Raw genomic sequence first — 1,637 nt, 5'->3', positions numbered from 1 at the left:
GATGCGGCGGACCGACTCGGCCTCGGTTGGGATGACGTCGTGGAGATGTCGGAGGCCGAGGTGTATGCGGCGTTGTTTCCCGGCCGTGGAGTGCGCGAGTCTGTGTTCGCGCAGCCGGAGTGGGTGCGCGTGCACACCGAGCTGGCCCGGGTGGGGGTGACGTTGAAGCTGCTGCACCAGGAGTACGTTGATACGTCGGGCAGGGCTGGCCAGGCAACGATGAGTTATGACCGGTTCTGCCGGCTCTATGGTGACTATGCCGCTGTCTCCGGGGCGACGTCGCGGGTCGGACACAAGGCCGGCCGCAGCATCGAGGTCGACTGGTCTGGGCCGACGATGCAACTGCTGGATCCGACGACGGGCGAGATCTCGAAGGTGTATTTGTTCGTCGCCTGCCTGCCGTTCAGCCGGTATGCGTTCGTGGAAGCGACGCTGGATATGCGGCAGGACTCGTGGCTGCGCGCCCACACCGCGATGTTCGCCTTCTTTGGCGGCAGCGTCCCGCGCCTGGTGCCCGACAACCTCAAGACCGGGGTCATCTCCCACCCCAGAGAGGGCGAGGTCGTCCTCAACGACGCCTACCGGGAGATGGCCGCGCACTACTCGGCCGCCGTGCTGCCGGGCAGAGTTCGGGCACCGAAAGACAAGGCGAGCGTTGAGAACACGGTCTCTCATGTTGCAACCTGGGTCATCGCGGGCCTGCGGCACGAAACGTTCACGTCGTTGACGCAGTTGCGAGGGCGGATCCGGGAACAGATTGATGCTTACAACCGGCAGCCGTTCCAGAAACGCGACGGGTCCCGGTTGAGCGTGTTCACGACGGAAGAGAAACCATTGATGCAACCGCTGCCCGCGGCCGCGTTCGAGATCAGCACCTGGTCCTACAAACGGAAGGTCAACAAGAACGCTCACGTGGTCTGGGCCCGGAACTTCTACTCCGTCCCCTTCAGCCACATCGGCGCCCAGGTGGATCTCCGCGTCACGGACACGATGCTTGAGGTCTATCGAAACGACGAACGGTTGACCAGCCACCTACTGCTGCCGGCAAGCACGGTGAACAAGTATCAGACCAACGACGCCGACCTGCCCGAGGGGCGCAGCTTCCAAGCTTGGGACCGGACCCGGATCGACGACTGGGCAGCCCGGATGGGCCCGGCGACGGTTACGGTGATCGGCAAGATCTTCCAGTCCGCGGCGATCGAGGAGGCCGGCTATGACCCTGCCCTGGCGGTGCTGCGGCTCTCTCGCCGCTTCTCACCAGCCCGGGTGGAGGCCGCCTGCCAGCTGGCGTTACGCGGGCCGATCCGCTCCCCGAGATACGCACACCTGCGGCCGATCCTCGACACCGGCCAAGACAAAACCGGGCACGTCCCAGACAAGCCGGAAGGCGATGACGGCGGCTACGTTCGTGGCAGCGCCTACTACGCCGGCGGCACCCGATGAGCCGCCTGGACGGGGAGACCAAACGCAAGCTCCGCGAGATGAACGCCGGCGAGCTGCTGGAGGCCATCGACACCCAGGACGAGATGCTCAGCATCGGCCTGCCGTTCGAGGACCGGATGCGGTTGGCCGTCGATGACGCCTATTCGACCTTCACGCACTCCAAAGTCGCGGGTCTGATCCGGCGGGCCGGGCTG

Annotated in this window: 1 protein-coding gene and 1 pseudogene; both read left to right on the top strand. The window is 65.4% G+C overall.

Annotated features, from left to right (window positions below):
- The coding region (gene istA / locus K2F54_RS18820; RefSeq protein ID WP_220607385.1) for an IS21 family transposase at positions 1-1,443 on the top strand (1,443 nt) is incomplete at its 5' end.
- Positions 1,440-1,637: pseudogene (locus K2F54_RS18815) on the top strand (ATP-binding protein); the annotation flags it as partial. The gene istA and the pseudogene K2F54_RS18815, both read left to right, overlap by 4 nt.

This window comes from Cryobacterium inferilacus, assembly GCF_019599185.1.
Classification (GTDB): Bacteria; Actinomycetota; Actinomycetes; order Actinomycetales; family Microbacteriaceae; genus Cryobacterium; species Cryobacterium inferilacus.
This window is presented reverse-complemented; position numbering and strand designations above follow the sequence as displayed.